The organism is Streptomyces sp. R44 (genome assembly GCF_041053105.1).
Classification (GTDB): Bacteria; Actinomycetota; Actinomycetes; order Streptomycetales; family Streptomycetaceae; genus Streptomyces.
In genome coordinates this window covers 3,050,877-3,072,042 of the sequence record NZ_CP163444.1, presented here as the reverse complement: position 1 = coordinate 3,072,042, position 21,166 = coordinate 3,050,877, and the positions used below count along the sequence as shown (strand labels likewise).

Here is a 21,166-nt window from a genome sequence, read left to right as displayed (position 1 = left end):
TACAGGGTTACTCCTTCGGGGGCGCGCACCGGGCTACTTGTACAGCGGGGCGGGCGGCCCCGATATCCCCGGCAGGTCCTTGGCCAGCCACTCCTGGTACGCCTGCTGCCAGGGGCCCTGCCGGTAGCCCACCAGGACCTGGTTGACCCGGCGCACCAGGTCGTCGTTGCCCAGCTTGGCCGCCACCCCGTAGTACTCCTCCGTGAACGGCCGGCCCTTGAGCTCGACCGCCGGGTCCTGCGCGGCCTGGCCGGCCGCGAGGGCGTTGTCCGTGACGACGGCGTCGACCTCGCCCATCTGGAGCCGGGCCAGGCAGTCCAGCTGGTTGGGGACGGTCAGCAGGTCCTTGTCGTCCTTGGTGCCGTCGGCCTCGTCCTTGAACACGGCGCCGAAGGAGTTCTCCTCCAGGGCGTCGTAGGCCGTGGAGCCCTCGGCGGTGCAGACCCGCTTGCCGCGCAGCGAGGAGTCGTAGCCGGTGATCTCCGTAGCGAGCTTGGGCGCCAGGACCTGCTGCCCGGCCTGGAAGTAGGCGGTGGAGAAGGCGACCTGCCCGATCCGCTTGCAGTTGATCGTCATGGTGCGCACGACGAGGTCGACCTTGCCGCTGTTCAGCGCGGCGATCCGCTGGTTGGTCGGGATCGTCCGGAAGATGATCGCCTGCGGGTCGCCGAGGATGTCCTTGGCGATGGCCCGGGCCAGGTCGATGTCGAAGCCCTCCAGGACGCCCTTCTCCGGGTTCCGGTAGCCCCAGCGGTAGCTGGACTGGTCCACGCCGACGATCAGCTTCCCGCGCTCCTTGATCGCCAGGATCGACGGGCCGTCCGCCGAGGAGGGCGTGAGGGAGGCCTCGGGGTGCTCGCAGGTGTCGGCCTTGACCTGGACGCCGGTGCCCACGCCGGGGCCCGCCGTCAGGGGCGCGGCCGCCGCGCCGCTCCCGTCGTGGGCGAGGGGCAGCAGGGTGAGCGAGGCGGTGAGCCCGCAGGCCACGGCCATGGCGGCCACCCCGCCCCAGCCGCGCAGCCGCTTCGCCGTCCGCCGCACCAGCGGGTCCGTGCCGCTCGCTGTCCGCCGCACCAGCGGGTCCGTGCCGTTCGGCATCCCGCCCCCTCTCACCGGTACTCCGACAGTCTGCGGTTGATGCCGAGCACGGCGCCCGCCGCACCCAGGATCCCGAGGGCCGCCGCGCCGAGCGGCAGCGCCGTCAGCGCGTCCCTGGCGTCCCCGGCGGAGCGGGTGAACTCGGTCTGCTCGTGCGCGAGGGCCCGCTCCAGGGCCGCGTCGACCTCGTCGAAGGACCGGCCCGTGGACTCCTTGGCGCCGACGACCCGGCCGAGGGCGCCCTCGTAGTCACCGGCCTCGTCCTTGGCACGGGCGTCCTTGTGGCGCTCCCGCCACTCGGCGGCGTGCTCGGAGGACTCGTCGACGGGGCCGCGCCCGGCGTCGTCGTCGGCGAGCTCCCGCGCCTCGGCGAGCGCCGTCGTCAGGGCGCTCATGCTCGCCGTGTAGTCCGCCTCGTACTTGTCGCTCTTGCCGTCCTCGGTGAGGACGGCGCCCCGGGCGACCAGGGTCAGGTTCTCGTTGGCGCGGGCCGTGAGCGAGCTGATCCGGGCCGTGTTGAGCACCTGGAGGGACTCCTGCCCGTGCGCCCGCGCGCTGTTCAGCTCGGCCCGCGTCACGGTGTGCGCGGCGAGCAGCCAGAGCAGGACAGCGACGGTGGCGGCGGTGGCCGCGAGCAGCCCGTGGTTGAAGACCCGGTTGGTCCGGGCGTAGCTGCGGCGCTGGGCCCAGAGGAGGACGCCGAGGGCGAGCAGGCCGAGCGCGAGCGACAGATACGGCCAGGCGCGGGCCGAGTCGTCGTCCCGGTGCAGCCGCTCCGTCTCCGCCGCGTACAGCCGCTCGGCGGCCGGGAGCAGGGCGCTGGACATCTGCTGGTTGGCGTACCGCAGATAGGCGCCGCCGAGCGGCAGGCCCTGCCGGTTGGCGGCCCGGGCGCGCTCGATGAGGCCCGTGTAGCGCGGGAGCTGTTCGTTGAGGGTGGCGATCTCGCGGGCCGAGGCGGACGAACCGTCCGTGTTCGCCGCGGCCTTGACGAGCAGCCGGGAGGCGGTGGTGATGTCCCGGGTGTACCGGGCGCGGGACTCCGCGGGCTCCAGGGTGCCGGCCAGGAATCCGCTCGCGGCGGTGGTGTCGGCGTCCGCGAGGGAGCGGTAGATGGCGGCCGCGTCGGCGCTCAGCGGCTGGCTGCGGCTGACGACGTCGTCGGCGGCGGAGGACCGGCCGGTGACCTCCAGGGCGGTGACGGCCCCGAACGCGACGACGAGCAGCGCCAGTACGGCCCCGAGGATCTGGAGCCGGCCCGGCTCGGTCGTCGCGGCCTCCCGCAGCCGCTCCCGGCCCACGGCCCAGGCGCCGCGCGCGGCGGGCGGGCCGGCGGCGGGCACGGGCCGCGGCTGCGCGGGCACGGTGCCCGGGCGTGCGGGCGCCTGAGCCGTGCCCGGCGCCGCCGAGGCGGCGGGCGCGTTCGGCGGGTGTGTCACTTGACCTCCCCCTCGGTCGCTGACGTCGGCCCGCCCGGCCGGGTCCCGGTGGGACCGGTTCCGGTGGAGGACCACCCGGCCAGCAGTATGGCCTCAGGGGGCCGTCCGCACACCGGGATTGACTGGATCTTGTCGCCTATGGTGCCCCATGCCTCCCACGCATCAGCGGGCGAACCCCTCACTCTGAATACGTCGACCGGCCGAGAACGGTTCCCTGTCGGCCATCGCTCGAACAGGTGAACATGCGTGCGGGGCGCCCCGTCGTCACGACGAGACGCCCCGCGTTCCCCAGCCCTCAGGCCTCGTACCGCTCCCGCAGCCGGGCCTTCGCCTCCGGAGCCGCGGCCACCGCGTCCAGGGCGAGCAGCCCCGCCCCCAGGACCGGCGGCGCGGTCACGAAGCCGATCACGGCCTTCGGCGCCCGCGCGGCCAGGAGTTCACGGATCCGCGCCTCAAGCCGCGGGTGGCGGGCGGCGAGCACGCTGCCGCCCAGCAGCACCGGGGCCTCCTCGCGGTCGAGCCCCAGCCGGCGGAGCGCGACCGCCGCCATGGCGACGACCTCGTCGGCGAGCCGGTCCACGAGCGACTCCGCCATCGGATCGCCCTGGGACGCGACGCGGAAGAGCACCGGCGTCAGTTCGAGCCGCCGCCCCATCGGGATCCGGCCCAGGTGCAGCGCCTCGATCAGCGCGGACATCGAGTCCAGGCCGAAGTGCGCGGGCAGCGCGTGGGCGAGGGCGGTGGGCAGGCCACGCCCGTCCTCGGCCCGCGCCGCGAACCAGAGCGCCTCGTCGGCGAGTCCGCCGCCCCCGCCCCAGTCCCCGGAGATCTTCCCGATCGCCGGGAACCGCGCGGTCCGCCCGTCCGGGGTCATCCCGACGCAGTTGATCCCCGCCCCGCACACCACGGCCACGCCCCGCGGCTCGTCGACCCCGGCCCGCAGGATCGCGAAGGTGTCGTTGTGCACCCGTACCGAAGGGCTCCAGCTCCGGCCGAGCAGCTCGGCCCGGAGGGCGTCCTCCTCCACCGGCAGATCGGCATTGGCGAGACAGGCCGTGACATGCGCGAACCCCACCGGGACACCGGCCTCGGCGCACGCCCGCCCGACGATCTCCGCGAGCCCGTCGACCGCCGTCTCCACCCCCACCACCGGCGGCTGGAACCCGCCGCCGCGCGCCGACCCCAGGACGTTCCCGCCCTGCGAGACCACCGCGACGTCGGTCTTGCTGTTCCCCGCGTCGATCGCGAGGAGGACGCCGTTCAGGTTCACGCCCACGCGAGGTGCTCCCGGTTGTGCGCGATCAGCCGGTCGGTGAGCCCCTCGGCGTACGCGTACTGCCCGACCAGCGGGTGCGCGAGCAGCGCCTTGAACACCCGGTCGCGGCCGCCGCGCAGCGCCGCCTCCAGGGCCAGGTCCTCATAGGCCGTGACGTTCGCGATCAGACCCGCGTAGAGCGGGTCCACCGGCGCGACCGGCAGCGGAGTGGCCCCGTGCGCGCCGACCGCCGCCTGGGTCTCGATGACGGCGTCGTCCGGCAGGAACGGCAGCGTGCCGTTGTTGTACGTGTTCACCACCTGGTACGGCGAACCCCCGCCGCCCAGGAGGGACGCCGCCAGGTCCACGGCCGCCTCCGAATAGAAGGCGCCGCCCCGCTTGGCGAGCAGGGCCGGCTTCTCGTCGAGCGCCGGGTCCCCGTACATCTCCAGGAGCTCCCGCTCCATCGCCGCGACCTCGGCGGCCCGCGAGGGCTTCGTGCCGAGCTCCCGCACCACCTCGTCGTGCGCGTAGAAGTACCGCAGGTAGTACGAGGGGACGACGCCGAGCCGGTCCAGGACCGGGCGCGGCAGGCGCAGGTCGCCGGCGATCGCCTCGCCGTGTGCGGCGAGCAGCCGGGGCAGCACGTCCTCGCCCTCGGGGCCCCCGATCCGTACCGCCCGCTCCCAGGTCAGGTGGTTGAGCCCGACGTGGTCGAGGTGGACCTCGGCCGGCGTCACGTCGAGGAGCTTCGCGAACTTCCGCTGGAAGCCGATGGCGACGTTGCACAGGCCGACGGCCTTGTGCCCGGCCCGGAGCAGCGCGCGCGTGACGATGCCGACGGGGTTGGTGAAGTCGATGATCCAGGCGTCCGGGTTGGTGCGCCGGACCCGCTCGGCGATGTCCAGGACCACCGGGACCGTGCGCAGCGCCTTGGCGAGGCCGCCGGCGCCGGTGGTCTCCTGGCCGACGCAGCCGCACTCCAGCGGCCAGGTCTCGTCCTGCTCGCGGGCGGCCTGCCCGCCGACCCGCAGCTGGAGCAGGACGGCGTCGGCGCCCTCGACCCCGGCGTCGAGGTCGGTGGTGGTGACGACCTTCCCGTCGTGGTCCTGCTTGGCGAAGATCCGCCGGGCCAGACCGCCGACGAGCTCCAGGCGCTCGGCGGCCGGGTCGACGAGGACGAGTTCGGTGATGGGCAGGGTGTCGCGCAGCCGCGCGAATCCGTCGATCAGTTCGGGGGTGTAGGTGGACCCGCCCCCCACGACAGCGAGCTTCATAGGTGACTCAGCCCTTCACTCCGGTCAGTGTGACTCCCTCGACGAACGCCTTCTGCGCGAAGAAGAACACGAGGATCACGGGGGCCATGACCAGCACGGTCGCGGCCATGGTCAGGTTCCAGTCGGTGTGGTGCGCGCCCTTGAAGGACTCCAGGCCGTAACTGAGCGTCCAGGCGGCCGGGTTCTCGGAGGCGTAGATCTGCGGCCCGAAGTAGTCGTTCCAGCAGTAGAAGAACTGGAAGAGGGCGACGGCGGCGATGCCGGGCTTCGCCATCGGGAGCACGACCCGTATCAGCGTGCGGAATTCGCCGCAGCCGTCGATCCGCGCGGCCTCGACGTACTCGTTCGGGATGGTCAGCAGGAACTGGCGCAGCAGGAAGACGGCGAAGGCGTCGCCGAACGCCATCGGGACGATCAGCGGCCACAGCGTGCCGGAGAGGTCCATCTGCTTGGCCCAGAACAGGTACATCGGGATGATCACGACCTGCGGCGGCAGCATCATCATCGAGATGACGAGCAGCAGCGACAGATGCCGGCCGCGGAAGCGGAACTTCGCGAGCGCGTAGGCCACGGGGATCGAGGACACCACGACGAGGACGGTGCCGAGACCCGCGTACAGCAGGGAGTTCTTCCACCAGGTGAGGAAGCCCTCGGTCTGGAAGACCCTGACGTAGTTGTCCCAGTGCCAGGAGTTCGGCGTCAGGTCCCGGGTGAGCGCCTGGTCGTCGCTCATCAGGGACGTCAGGAGGACGAAGACGAACGGGAGGACGAAGAACAGGGCGGCGGCGATGCCGAGCGAGTGCACGGCGATCCAGTGCAGCAGCGATCTGCGGCGGGCCCGCTTCTCGGCGGGGCTCGCCTCGGTCCGTACGGAAGCGGGAGCGGGGGCGGTTGCGGTCGTCATGGTTCAGTCACCCGAGCCGATCAGGCCGCCGCGCCGCCGCATGAGGAGCGCGGTGAAGGCCATGGAGAGTGCGAAGAGCACGAGCGCCACCACGCAGGCCGCGCCGTAGTTGAACTGGTTGAAGCCGAGGCTGTAGACCAGCTGCGGGAGGGTCAGGGTGGAGTTGTCCGGGTAGCCGGGCTGGAAGGGCGCGCCGGAGCCGCCCATCACGCCCGAGGCGACCTTGGCGGCCACGATCGGCTGGGTGTAGTACTGCATCGCGCCGATGATCCCGGTCACGACCGCGAAGAGCACGATCGGCGAGATGTTCGGCAGGGTGATGTAGCGGAACCGCTGCCACGGGGACGCGCCGTCCAGCTGGGCGGCCTCGTACTGCTCCTTCGGCACGTCGAGCAGGGCGGCCATGAAGATGACCATGAGGTCGCCGACGCCCCACACGGCGAGGACCGTGAGGGCCGGCTTGGCCCAGTCCGCGTCGTTGAACCAGGAGGGGGCGGGGATGCCGACCGCCTCCAGGAACGAGTTGACCGGCCCGGTGCCGGGGTTGAGCAGGAAGACGAAGGCGAGCGTGGCGGCCACCGGCGGGGCCAGGTACGGCAGGTAGAAGAGGGTGCGGTAGATCCCGGCGCCCGTCTTGATCTTGGTGATCAGCATGCCGACGCCGAGGCCGAAGACGACCCGGCAGGTCACCATGACGACCGCCAGCCAGAGGGTGTTCTGCATCGCCGGCCAGAACTTCGGCAGGTCGGAGAAGACGTACGTCCAGTTCTCCAGGCCCCGCCAGGTCGGCGCGTTGAGGCCGTCGTAGCGCATGAACGAGAAGTACAGCGTGGAGATCAGCGGATAGGCGAAGAAGAAGCCGAACCCGATCAGCCAGGGCGACATGAACAGTGCGGTGCGCAGCGCGTTGCGCCGGTGCTTCGATCGGAGCGTGTACGTGGTCATGGCGGGTTACTTCGTCGCTGCGATGTCGCGGTCGATCTGGGCCGCGGTGTCCGCGAGGCCCTTCTTGAGGTCCGTGATCTGGCCGTTCTCGTACTTGTGGGCGAGTTCGGAGAGGGTCTCCTGGTAGGTGGGGCCGTTCACCGCGCCGTCCATGGTGGTGGACTCGGGGTGCCGGGCGATGTCCAGGAAGACCTTGAAGCGGTCGTCGAACTTCAGGTTCGGGGACTTCAGCGCCTCGAAGGTGGAGGGCACGTTCCCGATGGCGTTGGCGAACTGCACGACGGCGTCGGTGTCCGTGGTCAGGTACTTGACCAGCTCCCAGGCCGCGTTCTGCTTCTTGCTCTGCGGCGCGATGCCCATGATCGTGCCGGACAGGTAGCCCTTGCCGTACTCGGCCGCCTCGTCGTCCGCGACGGGGAGCGGCGCGACGCCGACCTCGAAGCCGACCTTGGCGCCCTTGATGAAGTTCAGCCGCCACTCGCCGTCCAGCTGCATGGCGACCTGGCCGGTGTGGAAGGGGTGCTTGGCGCCCCACTCGTCACCGAAGGTGGTGCGGTACTTGTCGAGCTTCTTGAACCCGCCGAGGGAGTCCGCCAGGGACTTCTGGTACGTCATCATCTCGGCGAAGGCCGGGTCCTTGGCGACGTTCGACTTGCCGTTCTCGTCGAAGTACCGGTGGTCCCACTGGGACATGTAGTGCTCGACGACGGTCTCGTAGCCGAGGTAGTTCGGCATGAAGCCGAGCTGCTCGTACGAGTCGCCCTTGGCCTTCGTCAGCCGCTTGGCGACCTCGGCGAACTGGGACCAGGTCTTCGGCGGGGCCTCGGGGTCGAGGCCGGCCTTCTTGAACGCGTCCTTGTTGTAGTAGAGCCCGTACGCGTCGGAGAGCAGCGGCAGGGCGCAGCGCTTGCCCTCGAACTGGGTGTACTGCTGGAGGACCTTCGGGAAGGTCTTGTCCAGGTCCACCTTCGACTTCTCTATGAACGGCTTGAGGTCCGCGAGCGCGCCCGAGGCGCAGAATTTGCCGACGTTGGAGGTCGTGAACGAGGAGACGACGTCCGGCCCGTTCGAGCCGCCGGCCCGCAGCGCCTGGCCGAGCTTCTCGTCGTTGATGTCGCCGACGAGCTTCACCTTGATGTTCGGGTGGCTCTTCTCGAAGCGGGCGACGCTGTCCTCGATCGCCTTGACCTCGGCGGGTGCCGACCAGCCGTGCCAGAACGTGATGGTGGTCTCGGCCTTGGGGTCGTCGGAGGCCGCGTTGTTCGCGGAGCCGGTACAGGCGGAGGCGAACAGGGCGATCGAGGCGGTGGCGGCGAGCGCTGCGGCGGCTCTGCGCGGACGTACGGGCATGGCGGGGTCTCCCTGGGCGGGTTCGGGGCTTGGCGAGGGGCGGGGACGGTCAGCGCGAGGTGTCGAAGACCTCGTCACGCGTGGTGGCGAGGGCGCTTTCGAGGGCCCCGCGCAGGACGGGGCTGCGGCGCACGGCGGAGAGGACGAGCCGCGGCCGGGAGGGGGCGAGGTCGGCGAGCTCGGACTGCACGCGCGCGCGGAGGGGTTCGCCGCCGGGGACGAGGGCGTCTCCGGAGAGCACGATCAGTTCGGGGTCGAGGACGGTCACGAGGGAGGCGAGTCCGACGGCGAGGCGCTCGGCGTAGCGGTCCAGCAGCTCGGCGTACCGGGGGTCCTCGGTGTGCGCCTCGGCGGCGCGGGCGAGGAGGCCGGTCACCACGGGGACGTACGGATGGTCGGGGGTCTCGATCCCGGCCTCGCGGGCGATCCGGGGCACGGCCTGGATGCCGGCGAGCTCCTGGAAGCCGCCGGAGTTGGCCTTGGTGACCTGCCGTACGAGCGGGGTGCCGGGCACGGGCAGGAAGCCGAGCTCGCCGGCGCCGCCGGTGAAGCCGCGGTGCAGCCGCCCGCCGAGGACGAGGGCGGCGCCGAGACCCCCCTCGTTCCACAGCACGGCGAAGTCGGAGTGGCCCCGGGCGGCGCCCAGGCGCTGTTCGGCGACGGCGACGAGGTTGACGTCGTTCTCGTACTCGAACGGCATCGGCAGGGCGGCGGCCAGCTCCTCCAGGAGGGTGGGGGAGTGCCAGCCGGGCAGGTGGGAGGCGTACCGCAGGCGTCCGGTGGCCGGGTCGAAGGCGCCGGGGGTGCCGATGACCAGGCGCCGTACGTCCTCACGCGTGATGCCGGCCGCCTTGACGGCCCCGTCGAGGGCGTCGGTGACCTGGCGGACGACGCCGGAGGCGGAGCGGCCGGGGGTGCGGAGCTCGAACGCGCCGATGATCTCGCCCGTGATGTCGGCGACGGCGGCGTGGATGCGGTGCTGGTCGACGTCGAGCCCGGCGGCGTACGCGGCCCGCGCGTTGACCGCGTACAGCTGGGCGTTGGGCCCGGGCAGGCCTTCGGTGGTGCCGGTGGCCACGACGAGCCCGGCCGCTTCGAGACGGGCGAGCAGCTGGGACGCGGTCGGCTTGGACAGGCCGGTGAGCTTGCCGATCCGGGTCCGCGAGAGGGGGCCGTGCTCCAGGAGCAGGTCCAGGGCGGCGCGGTCGTTCATGGCCCGCAGTACGCGCGGGGTACCGGGGGTTGCCATGGGACTCGCACCTGCCCTCGTACGGTGGCTGCAGTACCTGTGAGGGGCACTGTTAGGAAAGTTTCCTATTGGGTTGGGAGGAAGGTAAGGCGGCCGTCACTCGGGCGTCAAGACCCGGGAACGCGACACACCCCCGAAGGCAACGAAAGCGTTACCGCGGGGGCGTGAGGGACAGCAGGGACTACTTCGAGAGGTCCGGCTTCGGCAGGGGCGTCGCCGCCGCCGACTGCGGTGAGGTCGTCGAGGCGAACGCCGAAGGTGCCGCCATGCCGGCCGTCGGGTCGGCCTTCGTCTCCTCGGCCTGCGGCGGAATCCCGCCCACGATCCGGATCCCGGCCTCGTCAAGACCCCGCTTGATGCGCCAGCGCAGCTCGCGCTCCACGCCCAGCTTCTTGCCCGGCATCGTCTTCACCGAGACCCGGACCGTCATCGAGTCCAGCAGCACCTCGCTCAGACCGAGCACCTCCACCGGACCCCAGAGGCGCTCGTTCCAGGGCTCCTCCTTCGCCATGGCCTCGCCCGCCTCGGTGATCACGGCCCGCACCTGCTCCAGGTCCTCCGTCGGCCGGACGGTGACGTCCACCCCGGCCGTCGCCCAGCCCTGGCTGAGGTTCCCTATCCGCTTGATCTCGCCGTTGCGCACGTACCAGATCTCGCCGTCCACCCCGCGCAGCTTGGTCACCCGCAGGCCCACCTCGACGACCTCCCCGGAGGCCACGCCCGCGTCGACCGAGTCGCCGACGCCGTACTGGTCCTCCAGGATCATGAAGACCCCGGACAGGAAGTCCGTCACCAGGTTCCGCGCGCCGAAACCGATCGCCACACCGGCCACACCGGCCGAAGCGAGCAGCGGCGCCAGGTCGATCTTGAAGGCGCCCAGGATCATCAGCCCGGCCGTGCCCAGGATCAGGAAGGACGTCACGGAGCGGAGCACCGAGCCGATGGCCTCGGAGCGCTGCCGCCGCCGCTCGGCGTTGACCAGCAGACCGCCGAGGGCGGTCCCCTCCACCGCCTGGGCGGAGCGGTTCATCCGGTCGATCAGCTTGGTCAGGGCCCGGCGGACGGCCCAGCGCAGCACCAGCGCCACGACCAGGATCAGCAGGATGCGCAGACCCGTGTTCAGCCAGGTGGACCAGTTCTCCTCCACCCAGCTCGCGGCGTTCGTCGCCTTCTCCGCGGCCTCGTCCAGAGTCACCGGCATCGGTTCGGGTTCGGTGGCAGCCGCCAGGGCGGACCAGGACACGGGACAACCTCCAGGCATCGCGTACGCAGGCCATCCACACTAACGGGGCGTCGGACGTGCTCCCGTTGCCCTGTTCGAGGGAGAGACCGACCTCACCTGGGCACATACCGGGGAGAGATGCCGATGTGGTCGAGAACACCCCGGGCCCGTCACCCCGATCCCGATACGTGGTGGCGCCGCGACCAGGCATGAGGAGAGACTGAGAGCAGTTCGTCCCGGCGCGAGCCACGCGCCGCCGGCGTCATAGGAGGCATCCGTGCCGCATGTCCTGGTCCTCAACGCGTCGTACGAGCCGCTCGGCGTCGTACCGCTCCGCCGCGCACTCGTCCTCGTACTGGAGAACAAGGCTCTCTGTCTCGAGGAGTCCGGCGCCTTCCTGCACAGCGAGACCCAAGTCCTCCCCGCTCCCAGTGTGGTGCGACTGAAGCGCTTCGTGCGGGTCCCCTACCGGGGGCCCGTTCCCTTGACCCGCCGAGCGCTCTTCGCGCGCGACGGCGGGCGCTGCGCGTACTGCGGGGCCGTCGCGACCAGCGTCGACCACGTCATCCCGCGCAGCCGCGGGGGCACGCACGCCTGGGAGAACGTCGTGGCGGCCTGCCGCCGCTGCAACCACGTCAAGGCCGACCGGCACCTGCGCGAGCTGGGCTGGCGGCTGCGGCACCAACCCGCCCCGCCGACCGGCCTGGCCTGGCGGATCATCGGGACCGGACACCGGGACCCCCGCTGGCTGCCCTACTTGGAGCCGTACGGCGCCGAGGACGCCATGGCCCGGATCGACTCCGTCGCAGAGACCCCCGTGAGGGCGCTGACGACGGGTTGAGCCGGGCCTTTCGCGTACGCGGGGCTTCCGGCGAGGAGCGGTTCACCCCTCAGGGGGCGGGCCGCTCCTCCGGCGTGCCCTCGGCCGGCGCCTCGGGCTTCGGCGACGGGGCCACCGCGTAGGTCTCCACCGACCAGAGCGAGTAGCCGAAGCGGGTCGCCCGCGTCTCCCCCTGGACCCGCAGGAAGCGGGTGTCCGCCGCGTCCATCCGGACCGACTCCCGGCCGCCCCTGCCGTCCGCGACGGTCGCCGCCGTCCGCCAGACCCGCCCGTCGGCCGAGACCTGCACCCGGTAGCGGGAGGCGTACGCGTCCTGCCAGTGCAGCACCACCTGCCCTATCCGGGCCGGCTCGGCCAGCTCCATCTGCCACCAGGCGCCGTCCTCCGCCGGGGAGGACCAGCGGGTCGCCGGATCGCCGTCCACCGCCGAGGCGGCCGGGAAGTCCGGGGTCTCGTCGCCCGAGGAGGAGGCCGTCGCCGCCCGCGCCAGGTCGGGGCCCGCCGTCCGGGGGAACGCCCGCACCGTCAGGACCCGCTCCTCGCCAGCGAAGGACACCGGCACCCGGTACGAACCGGCCGACACGCCCGCCGCCACCGACACCTCCAGCGGGACGCTGGTCCGCGCACCGCGCTCCACCACGGCCTGCCCCGGCAGCCGCACCGCGATGCCCTTCGGGGCCTTCGCCGTCAGCGCCCCGCGCACCTCGCCGGCGCGCCGGCCCGTCAACTCCACGTCCACCCGCTGCGCCGGGCCGCCGATCTCCGCGTCCGTCTCCGTGCGGGCGAGTTCGAGACCGGCACGCGGCCCGTCCGCGAACCACGGCACGAGCGAGCGCACCTCGGGCGCCGGACCGTCGCCGCTCCACACGACCCGCAGCGCGTCCGCCGTCAGCCCCTTCAGCTCGGTCTGCGTCCATCCGGACGCCGACAGCGGGCCGAGCGGCCGCCAGCCCTCGCCGGGGACGTACGCCTCCACGCGCGCGTCCCCCTCGCCGCCCGCCTCGCCGGGTTCGGTCATGACCGTCAGGGCCTCCACGGGCCGCGCCCGGTCGAGCCGCACGGTGTACGAACCGGGGGCACGGTCCGCCCGCGCCGGCGGGGTCCGGTCGGCGCCCGTCCAGGCCGCCGACTCGGTCACCGCGCGCGTGAGGAACGGATCGAGGACCCCGGAGCCGACCGTCACCCGGCCGGCCTTCAGGGCCTGCCGCTGCCGCTCCAGGTCCAGCTGCGCCCGCCAGGCCGCCGCGCCGTCGCCGCGGGCCTGGGCGAGGAGCATGTCGACCGCCGTCTCGCCCGCCCGCCCGTACCGGGAGAGCTGCTCCAGCCAGGGGCCCGTCTCGTCGTCGAAGGTGCCGTCGGCGGTGGCCGACAGCCGCTCGGGCGCGTGGCGCATCACGGTGAACGCGCCCCGCAGCTCGCGCGCAGCCTTCTCCCGGGCGGCCGTGCCGGCCGTGCCGGTGCTCGTGCGGGAGGCCCAGAAGGCCGTCAGGAGCGGCTTCAGATAGGCCGATTCGCCGCCCGGGTCGAGGATCGACGAGGAGCCGTTCCCGGCGAGCGCGCGCAGCGCCTCGCGGGCGGCGGGGTCGGGGCCCGCGAGGTCGTCCACGGCCGCCTGCCAGGACTCGCGGGGCCGGTAGCCCTTCGGGTTCCAGGCGTAGTCGGCGGTGGTGAAGAGCGGGACGCGGGAGGCCGCGGGCTGCTCCATGGCGTGCGCGAGGAAGGCGGCGGAACCCGCGGCCACGGCCGGCTCCCGGCCGGTGGCCGGGCCGAGGAACAGCCGGTCCTGCGCGTAGTCGTTGACCGGGTAGTTGTCCATGGTGACCAGCGGGTGGCCGCCGAGCGCCTCGCGCGTCCCCGCCAGTTCGCCGCCGGTGATCGTGCGCGGCACGACGCCGACGCCCGTCCAGGCCACCCGCACGTCCGTGTCGAGCTCCGCGGCGAGCTTCGTGCGGTACGCGGTCGCGCCCTCCTGGTAGTACTCCGTCGGCATCACCGTCAGCGGCTCCGCGCCCGGGTGCCGCTCGGCGAGCTGCCGGGCGACGGCGTTCGCCACGCGCGCGTGGGCGCCGGCCGCGGCCTCCGGTCCGCGCCCGAAGGTGTCGGCGTCCTTGTCGCAGTGCCACTCGTCGTAGGAGGAATCCTGGAACTGGAGCTGGAAGGAGCGCACCCCCAGCTCCCACATCGCGTCCAGCTTCCGCGTCAGCGCCGTCACGTCGCCGGCCGAGGCCAGGCACATGGACTGGGCGGGCGCCACGGCCCAGCCGAGCGTCACGTGGTTGGCGCGGGCCCGCGCGGCGAGCGCCCGGAACTCGTCCTGCTGCGCTGCCGGATAGGGCTCGCGCCACTGCGCCTGGCGGTACGGGTCGTCCCCGGGCGCGTACAGATAGCGGTTCTGCTTGGTCCGGCCCAGGAAGTCCAGCTGGGCGAGCCGCTGCTCCAGGGTCCAGGGACGGCCGTAGAAGCCCTCGGTGATGCCGCGCTCGGCCGTGCCGGGCCAGTCGCGGACGACGACGCCGGGGATCTCCCGGCCGCTGCCGAGGAGCTGACGCAGCGTCTGGACCGCGTGGAACAGGCCGTCCTCGCCGACCCCGTCCAGGACGACGGTGTCCCGCCCCTGGAAGCGGCCCGTCGCGAGCCGGTAGCCGCCGCGCGGCAGATCGAGGCGCTCGGGCACGCGCAGGGCGGCCAGGGCCTCCTCGGAGCCGGAGCCGGAGTCGGAGCCGGAGCCGGAGCCGGAGCCGGAGCCGGAGCCGGAGCCGGGGCCTTCGCCCTCGCCGGAGGGCCCGGCGACCCGCAGGACGGGGCCCCGCCCCGGCAGGCCGGTGTGGACGGTCCGTACCCCGGCGGCCCGCAGCAGCTCGCGCAGGGCGGCGAGGGCGTACGGATCGGCGTCGGCGTCCGTGAGGAGCGTCACCTCGTCCCCGAGGCGCACGGCGGGCCCGGCGGCGGTCAGGGACTGGGGGCGGGGCCAGACGGCGGGCACGCGCGCGGTGGAGGCGTTCGTGGTGCTCGCCGGAGGCGCGGCGGGGGCCGTGGGCGAAGGGACGAGCGGGGTCGTCGGAGCCGTCGGGGCAGTCGGGGCCGCCTGTGCCGAGCCCGGCACCGCGCCGCCCAGGAGGCCGCCGATGACGGCGGCGGCGACGGCCGTCGCGGTGCGCTTCCTGCGCCCGAGGTGCACGCGGGTCTCCCTTCGGCGGGCCCCGGCGGCTCTGCCGGTTGGTCACGAGTGGGTCACGAGCCCACCACCCGTCGCACGGAGGTGTCAATGCGCGTGGCCGATGTGTCGGCTTTGCCCGGCGAGCCGTCGGCGAGGTGACGTCACTTCGCCACGATCCGCCGGTAAAACGAGGTGCGGTGGGTAGGGCTCTAGTCATTGCCCAGGTCCACCTGTCGAGACGAACCGGGAGACCCCCGTGACCACGACCGCCCGTCACCTCGGACGGATACACATCCCCGAGCAGTCGGCGCCGGCCGGCGAACCGCTGACCAGCGAGCCGCCCCTGCCCGACGCGTCACCCCTCACCAGCGAGCCGCCGCTGGCCGTCGCGGCCCCCCTGACCAGCGAACCCACCGCCCCCGGCAGCGCGGGCGGCCCGGAGTCCCCCGGAGTGTGAAGTGACCCTGGCCCGTCTCGCCGCCCGTCACGGCGTCGCCACCGCCCACAGCCCCTCGGAAGGCGTCACCGTGCCGGTGCCGGACGCCACCGTGGTGGCCGTCCTCGCCGCCCTCGGCGTCGACGCGGGCACCCCGGAGGCGGTCGCCGCCGCCCTCGACGCGGCCGAACGGGCCGACCGGGAGCGCCTGATGCCCCCGACCCTGGTCCACCACCACGGCGACGGACCGGTCCGCCCGCCGGAGGACCTCCCGCCGGGCACCCGCCTGCGGGTCACCACCGAGGACGGCACCGTCGTCACCGGCCGGGACTGGTCGGGGCTTCCGCTCGGCGTCCACACGGTCGAGGCGCAGGCACCGGACGGGCGCGCGGCCACCGGCACCCTGATCGTGAGCCCCGCGCGCGTGCCCGGCCCGGGGCGGCGCGCGTACGGACTGCTCGTCCAGCTGTACTCGCTGCTCTCCACCCGCTCCTGGGGCATGGGCGACCTCGGCGACCTGCGGGAGCTCGCCGCCTGGGCGGGCCGCACGCACGGCGCCGGGTTCGTCCAGGTCAACCCGCTCCACGCGGGCGTGCCGGGGGCGCCCAGCGACCCCTCGCCGTACCGCCCGTCCTCGCGCCGCTTCCCGGACCCCGTCCATCTGCGGATCGAGGAGATCCCCGAGTACGCCCTGGTGGGCCCCGAGCGCCGCGAGGAGCTCGACCGGATCCTCGCCGAGGCCGCCGAACTGCGCGAACGGGTCCTCGGCAAGGGTGCCCTGATCGACCGGGACGCCGTCTGGGAGCTCAAGCGGCGGGCCCTGGAGCTGGTGGTCGGCTCCGTGGAGCCCGGTCCCGGCCGCCGCGCCGACTTCCACGACTTCCTCGCCGAGCGGGGCCGCGCCCTGGAGGACCACGCCACCTACCAGGCCCTCGCCGAGCGCCACGGCCACCACTGGCGGAGCTGGCCCGAGGAACTGCGCACCCCGCGCGCGGCGGAGACCGCCGTGCGCGCCGATCCCGTCCTGGCCGCCCGGGTCGACTTCCACTGCCGGCTCGCCTGGCTGACGGACCGGCAGCTCGCCGGCGCCGCCGCGGCCGCCCGCGAGGCCGGCATGGAGATCGGGATCGTCCACGACCTGGCGGTCGGCGTCCACCCCGAGGGCTCGGACGCCTGGGCCCAGCAGGAGGCCTTCGCGGCCGGCATGTCGGTCGGCGCCCCGCCCGACGCCTTCAACTCCCGGGGTCAGGACTGGGGCCTGCCGCCCTGGCGGCCCGACGCCCTCGCCGCCGCCGGCTACGCCCCGTACCGCGGACTCCTGCGCGAACTCCTGCGCCACGCGGGCGCGCTGCGCATCGACCATGTGATGGGCCTGTTCCGGCTGTGGTGGGTGCCGGAGGGCCACGAGCCCACCGAGGGCACGTACGTCCGGTACGACGCCGAGGCGATGCTCGCGGTCCTCGTCCTGGAGGCCCACCGCGCGGGCGCCCTCGTCATCGGCGAGGACCTCGGCACGGTCGAGCCGGGCGTACGCGAGGAGCTGGCCCGGCGCGGGGTGTTCGGCACCTCCGTGCTCTGGTTCGAGCGGGACTGGGCGGGCACCGGCCGCCCGCTGCCGGCGGGGGAGTGGCGGGCGGAGTGCGTCGCCACCGCCACCACCCACGACCTGCCCTCCACCGCCGCCCGGCTCTCCGGCGAGCACGTCGGCCTGCGGCACCGGCTCGGGCTGCTCGCCGGCGACCTGGAGCGCGAGCGGGCGGCGGACGCGGCGGAGACCGCCGAGTGGCTGGACGTGTTCGAGCGGAAGGGGCTGCTCCCGGAGGGTCCCGGCGACGAGGAGGCGGAGATCAGGGCCGTGCACCGGTTCCTGCTCGCGACCCCGGCCCGGATGGTGGGCGTGTGGCTGCCGGACGCGGTGGGCGACCGCAGGCCGCAGAACCTGCCGGGCACCTGGGACGAGTACCCCAACTGGAGGCTGCCGCTCGCGGGCCCGGACGGCCAGCCGCTCACCCTGGAGGAGCTCGCCGCCTCGCCCCGGGCGCACGCCCTGCTGCGCGAGCTGCACGCCCGTACGGCGACGGAGAACGCCCGTACGGCACCCCCGGGCGCGCGGCCCGTTTAGGTGTTCGCTACTTTGGGGCCGTGGACAAGAAGAACGCTCTGCGCGCCGGCTCGCTCGCGGCCGGTACGACGCTGATGATGCTGCTCATGTCGTCCCCCGCGCTCGCACTCACCCGCGACGACGGTGACGACCCGGCCCCCAAGCTGAGTGTCGTCGAGACCCTCGGCCTGTTCGTGGCGGCGCCCCTGGTGCTGTTCCTGGTGATCGCCGGCCTGGTGATGGTGCTCGACAAGTCCAAGAAGGCGTAACCGCCTCAGAGGTCTCCGCCGAGGGCGCCGCACGGTACGAGGTACCGCGCGGCGCCCTCGCGCGCGTGGAGGCCCTTCACACGGTCGTGGCCAGCAGCTTCCTGAGCAGCCCGGCCAGCTGGTCCGCCTCCTCCGCGGTGAGCGCGGACTCCAGGGCGGCCCGCTGCTCCCCGAGACCGGCCCCGACGGCCTGGTCCACCAGTTCCTTGCCGCGCTCGGTGAGCGTGACCCGTAGTCCGCGCCGGTCGTTCGGGTCGGGGCTGCGCGTGAGCAGCCCGGCCTTCTCCAGCTTGTCGAGCCGACCGGTCATACCGCCGGTGGTGATCATCAGCGTGGCGGTCAGCTCGCGCGGCGAGAGCGTGTACGGCGCTCCGGACCTGCGCAGCGTCGCGAGCACGTCGAACTCCCCGAGCGCCATGCCGTAGGGCGCGTACGCCTTGTCCACCTTGCCGCGCATGGCGTTGGCCAGCCGGTAGATCCGACCGAAGACCGCCATGGGGACGGTGTCCAGATCGGGGCGGACGGCCGCCCACTGGTCGGTGATGGCGTCGACGGCGTCGTGGCCGGGGGGCTGCGTGTTCATGTCCTCAGTGTTCCCTTCTCCGCTCCTCGATCGCAAGCAAGTCACTTACGAGAAAGTCTCTTATGAAAAAGCCTCTTGCGAGAAAGTAGCTTAGTGGTAAGTTACTCACCACGAAGCCAGTCCGGCGCCCACCGGTCCGGCACTCCGCAGCAGGGGGGAACCGTCATGTCCCGCAAGGCAGCAGTCACCGCGCTCACCGCCCTCGCCCCGATCTCCTGGGGCTCCACCTACTTCGTCACCACCGAGTTCCTGCCGCCCGACCGGCCGCTCCTCACCGGCCTCCTGCGGGCCCTCCCCGCCGGCCTCCTGCTCCTCGCCATCACCCGCAAGCTCCCGCAGGGCGCCTGGTGGTGGAAGTCCGCGGTCCTCGGAGCCCTCAACATCGGCGCCTTCTTCCCGCTGCTCTTCCTCGCCGCCTACCGGCTGCCCGGCGGAGTCGCCGCGGTCGTCGGCTCCGTCGGCCCGCTCTTCGTCGTCGGCCTCGCCGCCCTCTTCCTCGGCGAGAAGCCCACCGTGAAGACCCTGCTCACCGCCGTCACCGCCGCCTTCGGCGTCAGCCTGGTGGTCCTCAAGGCCGGAGCCGCCTTCGACCTGATCGGCGTGGGTGCCGGACTGCTCTCCTCGCTCTCGATGTCCGCCGGCATCGTCTTCACCAAGCGCTGGGGCCGCCCCGAGGGCGTCGGCGCCCTCGCGCTCACCGGCTGGCAGCTCACCGCGGGCGGCCTGGTCATCGCCCCCCTCGCCTTCCTGATCGAGGGCGCCCCGCCGGCCATGACCGGCACCAACCTGGCCGGCTACGCCTACCTCGCCTTCGGCAACACCGCGATCTCGTACTTCCTCTGGTTCCGTGGCATCGAGCGGCTGAGCGCCTCCTCGGCCACCCTCCTCGGCCCGCTCTCGCCGATCACCGCCGCCGTCATCGGCTGGGTGGCTCTCGGTCAGGCCCTCGGTCCGGTGCAGGTGCTCGGCATGGTGATCGCCTTCGGCGCCACCCTGGCCGGCCAGCTGAGCCCCCGTACGCCCAAGAAGGTCGCCCCCGAGGTCGAATCGTTCAGTGGAGCTGAAAAGAACGGTCAGGAAGTTTCGATGGACCTGGAGGTTTCCGGGGTGCGACGGTAAGGCCCATGAGCCTGAGCACCGCACGCAACCCGACCACCGCCACCGACAGCACCACCGCAGCCACCGAGAGGCCGGCACCCATCAAGGGCGCCGGCCTCGGCGTGCTCCTCGCCCTCCTCGCCACCGTCGTCTGGTCCGGCAGCTTCGTCGTCGCCCGCGCCCTCCACGACACCGTCCCCCCGGTGCAGGCCGCCTTCTGGCGCTGGATCGTCGCCCTCGTCGCCGTCGCCCCCCTCGCCGCCCGCGAGACCTGGCGGCAGCGGCACCTGATCCGCCGTCACCTCCGCTTCCTCGCCCTCGCCTCGCTGCTCGGCATCACCGTCTACAACACCCTGGTCAACCAGGCCGGGACCGCCACCTCCGCCGGCAACATGGGCATGATCATGGCCGCCTCCCCGGTCCTCATGGCCGTCTTCGCCCGGCTCGGCGGCAACCGCCTCGGCCCGCGCCGCACCACCGGCATGCTCATCGCCTGCGCCGGCGTCCTGCTCCTCGTCAGCAAGGGCTCGCTCACCCCCGACTTCGCCACCGGCGACCTCTGGGTCATGGCCGCCGCCGTCTGCTTCGCCTCCTACAGCGCCCTGCTCAAGCGCCGCCCCGCCGAACTCGGCGGCCTCGCCTTCCTCTTCACCACCTTCGCCCTCGGCGCCCTCATGCTCCTCCCGGCGTACGGGATCAGCCTCGCCGTCCAGGGCGGCTTCGAGCCCACCACCGGCACCGTCGGCCCCCTCGTCTACGTCGGCGTGCTCTCCTCCGCCGTCGCCTTCTTCGCCTGGAACAAGGCCGTCACCCTGATCGGCGCCGCCCGCTCCGGGATCGTCTACTACCTCCAGCCCGTCTGCGTCGCCCTCCTCTCGTACGCCCTCCTCGGCGAACAGCTCGGCCTCCTCGGCGGCGCGAGCATGGTCCTCATCCTCGGCGGGGTCGCCATGAGCTCGACCCGCTAGCCGCGGCCCGGTGGAGCGAGGCCCGATATGTTGCGCCCCATGACCGAGTGGGACATCAAGAAGCTCCAGATCCTCCGCACCCTCCGCGACCGCGGCACCGTCACCGCGACCGCGGAGGCGCTGCTCATGACCCCCTCGGCCGTCTCGCAGCAGCTCACCAACCTCGCCAAACAGCTCGGGGTGCGGCTCCTGGAGGCCCAGGGCCGCCGGGTCCGCCTCACCGACGCCGCCCATCTGGTGCTGCGCCACGCCGAGGTGGTCTTCGCCCAGCTGGAGCGCGCCGACGCCGAACTCGACGGCTATCTGCGGGGCGAGGCCGGCCAGGTGCGGGTCGCGGCCTTCTCGACGTCCGTGCCCGCGCTCGTCGTGCCCGCCGTCCGGCAGCTGCGGACCGCCCACCCCGGGCTCGACGTCCGGATCCGGGAGGCCGAGGCGGCGGAGGCGTACGAGCTGCTCACCGCCGGCGAGGTCGACCTCGCGCTCTCGCTCGCCGCGCACGCGCCCTCCGCGCGCGACCCCAAGTACAGCAGGGTGCCGCTGCTCGCCGACCCCCTCGACGTCGCCCTGCCCGCCGGCCACCCGCTCGCCGACGCGCCCGGCCTGCGGCTCGCCGACCTCGCCGCCGAGCCCTGGATCTTCGGCGGCTCGGGACCCTGGTCCGAGATCACCACCGCCGCCTGCGAGGCCGCCGGCTTCGTGCCCGAGCAGGCCCACAGCGCCTCCGGCTGGACCGCGATCCTCGCCATGGTCGAGGCCGGGATGGGGATCGCGCTCGTGCCCCGGATGGCCTTCGCGGACCGCCGGGGCGGCACCGGGGTCGTCATGCGCGTCCTCTCCGCCGACCAGCCGCGCCGCCACGTCGTCGCGGCGGTACGGAGCGGTGCGGAGGAGGGTCCCGCGGTGGCCCGGGTGCTCGCCGCGCTCCGGCAGGCGGCGGCGGCCCGCGAAACCGTTCAGTAGAACTGAACGGCATC

The 21,166-nt window shown here is 73.2% G+C and carries 18 protein-coding genes; 7 read left to right on the top strand and 11 right to left on the bottom strand.

The genetic code is table 11. The features are described 5' to 3' along the window. Positions 1-33: 33 nt before the first annotated feature. The 9 genes from AB5J54_RS14200 to AB5J54_RS14160 form a co-directional block, all read right to left on the bottom strand. A complete protein-coding gene (locus tag AB5J54_RS14200) occupies positions 34-1,098 on the bottom strand; it encodes a glutamate ABC transporter substrate-binding protein (protein WP_369144277.1) in 1,065 nt (354 codons plus the stop codon). Positions 1,099-1,109: 11 nt separating this feature from the next. After that, entirely contained in the window at positions 1,110-2,537 is a 1,428-nt protein-coding gene (locus AB5J54_RS14195) for a hypothetical protein (protein WP_369144276.1), read from the bottom strand. 295 nt (positions 2,538-2,832) lie between these two features. Continuing rightward, entirely contained in the window at positions 2,833-3,807 is a 975-nt protein-coding gene (locus AB5J54_RS14190; protein WP_369149326.1) for an N-acetylglucosamine kinase, read from the bottom strand. Then, the gene (locus tag AB5J54_RS14185) at positions 3,804-5,069 is read right to left on the bottom strand and encodes a 6-phospho-beta-glucosidase (protein WP_369144275.1); all 1,266 of its coding nucleotides are present in this window, start codon (positions 5,067-5,069) and stop codon (positions 3,804-3,806) included. Before AB5J54_RS14185 ends, AB5J54_RS14190 begins: the two co-directional genes overlap by 4 nt. 7 nt (positions 5,070-5,076) lie before the next feature. After that, positions 5,077-5,973 carry a carbohydrate ABC transporter permease gene (locus AB5J54_RS14180; protein WP_369144274.1) on the bottom strand — a complete coding sequence of 299 codons (897 nt, stop codon included), beginning with the start codon at positions 5,971-5,973 and terminating at the stop codon, positions 5,077-5,079. A 3-nt stretch (positions 5,974-5,976) separates the two neighbouring features. Next, positions 5,977-6,918 (bottom strand): carbohydrate ABC transporter permease, encoded by a 942-nt coding sequence (locus AB5J54_RS14175; protein ID WP_369144273.1) that lies wholly within the window; start codon positions 6,916-6,918, stop codon positions 5,977-5,979. A gap of 6 nt (positions 6,919-6,924) precedes the next feature. Continuing rightward, a complete protein-coding gene (locus AB5J54_RS14170; RefSeq protein WP_369144272.1) occupies positions 6,925-8,268 on the bottom strand; it encodes an ABC transporter substrate-binding protein in 1,344 nt (447 codons plus the stop codon). Between the two features lie 49 nt (positions 8,269-8,317). Further along, positions 8,318-9,517: an ROK family protein gene (locus AB5J54_RS14165; protein ID WP_369144271.1), complete on the bottom strand. Its 1,200-nt coding sequence runs from the start codon at positions 9,515-9,517 to the stop codon at positions 8,318-8,320. Between the two features lie 181 nt (positions 9,518-9,698). Next, positions 9,699-10,718, bottom strand: a complete 1,020-nt coding sequence (locus AB5J54_RS14160) for a mechanosensitive ion channel family protein (protein WP_369149325.1) — start codon at positions 10,716-10,718, stop codon at positions 9,699-9,701. A gap of 298 nt (positions 10,719-11,016) precedes the next feature. Here AB5J54_RS14160 and AB5J54_RS14155 point away from each other — a divergent pair, with 298 nt between their 5' ends. Continuing rightward, complete coding sequence (locus AB5J54_RS14155) at positions 11,017-11,580, top strand: HNH endonuclease (protein ID WP_369144270.1); 564 nt, start codon at positions 11,017-11,019, stop codon at positions 11,578-11,580. A gap of 49 nt (positions 11,581-11,629) precedes the next feature. On the opposite strand, the gene AB5J54_RS14150 is transcribed toward AB5J54_RS14155, so the two are convergent. Then, positions 11,630-14,758 carry a beta-N-acetylglucosaminidase domain-containing protein gene (locus AB5J54_RS14150; protein WP_369144269.1) on the bottom strand — a complete coding sequence of 1,043 codons (3,129 nt, stop codon included), beginning with the start codon at positions 14,756-14,758 and terminating at the stop codon, positions 11,630-11,632. A 235-nt stretch (positions 14,759-14,993) separates the two neighbouring features. Here AB5J54_RS14150 and AB5J54_RS14145 point away from each other — a divergent pair, with 235 nt between their 5' ends. The 3 genes from AB5J54_RS14145 to AB5J54_RS14135 are packed head-to-tail and all read left to right on the top strand — an operon-like array spanning position 14,994 to position 17,543. Then, entirely contained in the window at positions 14,994-15,194 is a 201-nt protein-coding gene (locus tag AB5J54_RS14145; protein ID WP_369149629.1) for a hypothetical protein, read from the top strand. Position 15,195: 1 nt separating this feature from the next. Beyond that, the gene (gene malQ, locus AB5J54_RS14140) at positions 15,196-17,295 is read left to right on the top strand and encodes a 4-alpha-glucanotransferase (RefSeq protein WP_369144268.1); all 2,100 of its coding nucleotides are present in this window, start codon (positions 15,196-15,198) and stop codon (positions 17,293-17,295) included. 20 nt (positions 17,296-17,315) lie between these two features. Then, positions 17,316-17,543 (top strand): hypothetical protein, encoded by a 228-nt coding sequence (locus AB5J54_RS14135; protein WP_369144267.1) that lies wholly within the window; start codon positions 17,316-17,318, stop codon positions 17,541-17,543. A gap of 76 nt (positions 17,544-17,619) precedes the next feature. Here AB5J54_RS14135 and AB5J54_RS14130 read toward each other — a convergent pair whose 3' ends face one another. Further along, positions 17,620-18,126: a MarR family winged helix-turn-helix transcriptional regulator gene (locus AB5J54_RS14130; protein WP_369144266.1), complete on the bottom strand. Its 507-nt coding sequence runs from the start codon at positions 18,124-18,126 to the stop codon at positions 17,620-17,622. A 165-nt stretch (positions 18,127-18,291) separates the two neighbouring features. On the opposite strand from AB5J54_RS14130, the gene AB5J54_RS14125 reads away from it, so the two are divergent. The 3 genes from AB5J54_RS14125 to AB5J54_RS14115 are packed head-to-tail and all read left to right on the top strand — an operon-like array spanning position 18,292 to position 21,152. Next, positions 18,292-19,245, top strand: a complete 954-nt coding sequence (locus tag AB5J54_RS14125; protein WP_369144265.1) for an EamA family transporter — start codon at positions 18,292-18,294, stop codon at positions 19,243-19,245. Between the two features lie 5 nt (positions 19,246-19,250). Beyond that, complete coding sequence (locus AB5J54_RS14120; protein WP_369144264.1) at positions 19,251-20,192, top strand: DMT family transporter; 942 nt, start codon at positions 19,251-19,253, stop codon at positions 20,190-20,192. Positions 20,193-20,231: 39 nt separating this feature from the next. Next, the gene (locus tag AB5J54_RS14115) at positions 20,232-21,152 is read left to right on the top strand and encodes a LysR family transcriptional regulator (RefSeq protein WP_369144263.1); all 921 of its coding nucleotides are present in this window, start codon (positions 20,232-20,234) and stop codon (positions 21,150-21,152) included. Positions 21,153-21,166 lie beyond the last annotated feature (14 nt).